Raw genomic sequence first — 4,015 nt, forward strand, 5'->3', positions numbered from 1 at the left:
TGCGCCGCACGCTCGGCACCCGCGCCGTGACGATGGATATCGCTCCCGATCTGCCGCTGGTGATGGTCGATCCGCGCCTGTTTCACCACTGCCTGATCAACCTGATCGAGAACGCGGTGCGCCATGGTGGGGAAGAAGGCGCGATCATTCTGTCGGCCCAGCGCCGTGCCGATGGGCTCGACCTGCTGGTGCTGGACGAAGGCCCTGGCCTGCCGCCGGGCATGTCGCTTCGCATATTCGAAGTTTTCACAAGAGTGGAAGGCTCCGATCGCAAGGGCGGCACCGGCCTGGGCCTGGCCATCGTCAGGGGCTTTGCCCGCGCCATGGGCATCGATGTCAGCGCCGCCAACCGCAGCGATCGCCCCGGCGCCCGCTTCACCCTGCATTTCTCGGAAAGCCAGTTGCGAAAGATCAGCGCCGAATGAGCAGCCTTGCCACCCGCGTCCTGGTGGTGGACGATGAACCCGCCATCCGCCGCCTGCTGCGCGGCAGCCTGGCCCGCGCCGGGCACGAGGTGATCGAGGCCGCCGATGCCCGCGCTGCCCTGGCGGCACTGGCGATCGACAAGCCCGATCTGGTGCTGCTCGATCTGGGCCTGCCTGACCGCGACGGGCTGGAACTTATCCCGCTGGTCAAGGCCACGGGCGCAGCACTGCTGATCGTTTCGGCGCGCGACGCCACCGATGAAAAGGTTGCCGCGCTCGATCTGGGCGCTGATGACTATGTCACCAAGCCGTTCGACACCGACGAAGTCCACGCGCGCATCCGCGTGGCCCTGCGCACGCGGCTCAACCGCGTGGCGGAAGAGCCGGTGGTCCAGGTTGGCGCCGTAACGGTGGATTTGGCGGCCCGCCGCGTGCTGCGCGATGGGGTGGAAGTGCATCTGACGCCCAAGGAATACGGCTTTCTGGCGCAACTGTGTCGCCACCCGGGTCGCGTCGTGTCGCATGCCGCGCTGCTGCGTGCGGTTTGGGGGGCAGGGCATGAACACGATGTGGAATACTTGCGCGTCGCCGTGCGCGGGGTGCGCCGCAAGCTGGAGGACGGCGACGTTGAAGCGAGCATGATCCGCAACGAGCCCGGCGTGGGCTATCGCCTGATTACCGCTTAATCTGCACACTGGTTGCGCAGCGCTGCGTTATCCTGCATTTGCGTGGCGGGAGGTCTTTCGTATGCTCAATTCGCGTGATCTGGCTATACTCGACGTTCTGCAGCGTGACAGCGATACGCCCCTGGCCGATGTTGGCGCCAAGGTGCATCTTTCGCCGTCGGCCTGTTCGCGGCGCATCGCCCACTTGCGCGAGGCAGGCTATATCCGCCGCAACGTGGCGGTGATCGACCGCGCCAAGGTGGGGCTGCCGACCACGGTGTTCGTCACCGTCAGCGTGCGCACGCACAGCGCGGCGTGGACCGAGCAGTTCCGCCAGGCCGTGGCCGGCATCCCCGAAATCATGGAAGTCTATCGCCTGACCGGCAACATCGATTACCTGCTGCGCATCGTGCTGCCCAGCGTCGATGACTATGACCGCGTGTACAAGGCATTGGTATCGCGGATCGAAATGAACGTGGTCTGCGCCTCGATCGTGATGGAGACGGTCAAGTCTGCCGAAAGCCTGCCGCTGCATCATGCCGCCGCATTCTGAACGCGGCGGTTGACCGCGCCTTCGCGGCACTGCACCATCGCGCCTCCCTTGCGTTTTTGCCAAAGGATGCCTGCGCCATGACAGACTTTTCCGCTGCCCTGCCGCTCGATCGTCGGCGCATGTTCCAGATCGCCGCTGCCCTTGGCACCAGCGCCGCGCTGGGGGAGCGGGCCTTGGCCGCGCCGGCGGGCCAGGCCGGCCCGCAACCCAGCGCGGCTTCGGCTGCCAATGGCCTGAAAGTGGCTCCAGGCACGATCCGCCTCAATGGAAACGAATATTGGGAAGGGCCGGTGGACGACGGCACCGACGCTGCCCGCGCCGCCGTTGCCCGCAGCAACTATTACGATCCCGCCGGTGAGCGTGACGCCCTGATCGAGACCGTCGCGACGATGGAGCAGGTGGGCGCCGATCATGTCGTGCCTTGGGCGGGATCGGGCAGCCCGCTCGCCCGCGCCGTCGTCGGCTTTTGCAGCCCAGAGCGCGGGTTGGTAACCGCCGATCCCACGTTCGAGGTGGCCTGGATGGTGGCTGGTTACATTGGCGCGCCGGTGGCCAAGGTGCCGCTGCGGGCCAGCGACCAGGCCCACGATGTGCGTGCCATGCTGGCGGCCAATCCGCGCGCCGGGCTCTATCACATCTGCAACCCCAACAACCCCACCGGATCGCTCACCCCGATGGCCGACATCGTGTGGCTGGCCAATGCCATGCCCAAGGATGCCGTACTGCTGCTGGACGAAGCCTATCTGCACTTTTCCGGCGCGGCATCGGGCATGGATCTGGTGCGCCAGGGCCAGAACGTGGTGATCCTGCGTACTTTTTCCAAGATTTTCGGCATGGCCGGCATGCGCATGGGCCTCTCGATCGCCCGGCCTGACCTTCAGGCCAAGCTGATGCAGTACGATGGCGTAATCCAGACGCTGCAACTGCCGGTGCCGGCGCTCGCCTGCGCCAGCGCCAGCCTGCGCCGAATGGACCAGATCACCGCCCGGCGCGAACAGAACACGCAGACCCGCGAAAAGACCGCCGCTTTCCTCACGCAGCGCGGTTTCCCGGTGCTGCCCAGCGCCGCCAACATGCTGATGGTCGATTGGCGCCGGCCCGCTGCACCGATCAAGGCCGCGTTCGAGGCCAAGGGCATTGCCATCGGTCGCTCCTGGCCGATCTGGCCGACGCGATCGCGCATCACCATCGGCTCGCCCCAGGAAATGGAACGCTTTTGCAATACGGTGGAGCGGGTGCTGGCGTAGGGCCGAAGTTCCGTAGCAGAATAGCGGGACCCCGGATTTGATCCGGGAGCCAGCTACCTGGTTTTCCGCTGCTTTCGGTCAGGCCACAGCCCCCCATTTGCGCCTACGCCGGGCGGAGCAGCCCTGACGCCACCAGTTCGGCCAGGTCGGCAGGTAGCGGCACACCCGCTGCTATCTCCGGCGCGGGTTCGGGCGTGCCGAGGGTGGTGCGCATCGGCAGGACGCCGGCCCAGACTGGCACGTCCGCCTCATCCGCGTCGCCGGGTGGGCCGACGCGGTCCTTCACGCTCGCTTCGGCGATATCCATCCACATCACCGTCGTGGCCTTGGCCTCCTGCGCGGTCATCGGGCGCAGTGTGTCCCACCGGCCGGGGAACAGGCTGTCGACCATCTGGCGAAGCGCAGCGGCGCTTTCCTGCGCATCGGTGATCTTGTTGGCGCGGCCAAATACCATGGCGCTGCGATAGTTGACCGAATGGTTGTAGGCCGATCGCGCCAGGACATAGCCATCCATCAGGCTCACTGTCAGACATACCGCTTGCCCTTCGGCCTGTCGCAGGAACCGGCTGGCCGAAGACCCGTGCCAGAACACGCGGTTGCCCTGCCGCCAGTGGAGCGTTGGCGTCACATAAGGCGCGCCGTCGATCACATAGCCAACGTGGCACATGGGCGCGGCATCCAGTACCGCATGAACATCGGCCCAGGCATGGCTGGCGCGATCGTGCATGCGGCGCACGCGGCTGCGGTCTGTAACGGGAAACTGGTTTGTCATCGCTTAGGCCTCTTGCTGTGGCAGGCTGGTTTTGCCGACAAAGTGGTTTGTTGATGAGGTCCACTTGTCAAAATATGAGCAGTCCGCTTAAGGCGCCCCCATGCATGCCGAACCGCTGACCTGGCTGGTGTTGAACCGCGCTGCGGGCGATCTGGAAGGGCAGGTCTATCGCGCGTTTCGCGAACGTATCCTGGCAGGCACGCTGCCGGCCGGGGCGCCTTTGCCGTCGACGCGCGCGCTGGCTGTGGCGCTGGGCATCGCGCGCAGCACGGTGGTGGCCGGCTATGACCGGCTCGCCGCCGAAGGCTTTGTCCATGCCACGCCCGGTTCTGCCACCCGCGTCGCGCCTTTGC

6 protein-coding genes are annotated in these 4,015 nt (G+C 66.2%); 5 read left to right on the plus strand and 1 reads right to left on the minus strand.

Translation table 11 applies throughout. The annotated features are described in order from the left end of the window. From H926_RS34955 to H926_RS0118390, 4 genes are all read left to right on the plus strand, one after another. Positions 1–425 (plus strand): sensor histidine kinase KdpD (locus H926_RS34955; RefSeq protein WP_237741094.1); only part of this gene is annotated, 425 nt, incomplete at its 5' end. After that, positions 422–1,111 (plus strand): response regulator, encoded by a 690-nt coding sequence (locus H926_RS0118380; protein WP_022677608.1) that lies wholly within the window; start codon positions 422–424, stop codon positions 1,109–1,111. The genes H926_RS34955 and H926_RS0118380, both read left to right, overlap by 4 nt. Positions 1,112–1,172: 61 nt before the next feature. After that, positions 1,173–1,643 (plus strand): Lrp/AsnC family transcriptional regulator, encoded by a 471-nt coding sequence (locus H926_RS0118385; RefSeq protein ID WP_022677609.1) that lies wholly within the window; start codon positions 1,173–1,175, stop codon positions 1,641–1,643. A gap of 77 nt (positions 1,644–1,720) precedes the next feature. Further along, positions 1,721–2,890 carry a pyridoxal phosphate-dependent aminotransferase gene (locus H926_RS0118390; protein WP_022677610.1) on the plus strand — a complete coding sequence of 390 codons (1,170 nt, stop codon included), beginning with the start codon at positions 1,721–1,723 and terminating at the stop codon, positions 2,888–2,890. 103 nt (positions 2,891–2,993) lie between these two features. On the opposite strand, the gene H926_RS0118395 is transcribed toward H926_RS0118390, so the two are convergent. Continuing rightward, on the minus strand, positions 2,994–3,662 hold the full coding sequence (locus H926_RS0118395) for a pyridoxamine 5'-phosphate oxidase family protein (RefSeq protein WP_022677611.1): 669 nt from the start codon (positions 3,660–3,662) through the stop codon (positions 2,994–2,996). 100 nt (positions 3,663–3,762) lie between these two features. Here H926_RS0118395 and H926_RS0118400 point away from each other — a divergent pair. Continuing rightward, a partial coding sequence (locus H926_RS0118400; protein WP_028658214.1) for a GntR family transcriptional regulator occupies positions 3,763–4,015 on the plus strand: 253 nt, incomplete at its 3' end.

The organism is Novosphingobium sp. B-7, assembly GCF_000410615.1.
In the GTDB taxonomy this organism is placed as follows: domain Bacteria; phylum Pseudomonadota; class Alphaproteobacteria; order Sphingomonadales; family Sphingomonadaceae; genus Novosphingobium; species Novosphingobium capsulatum.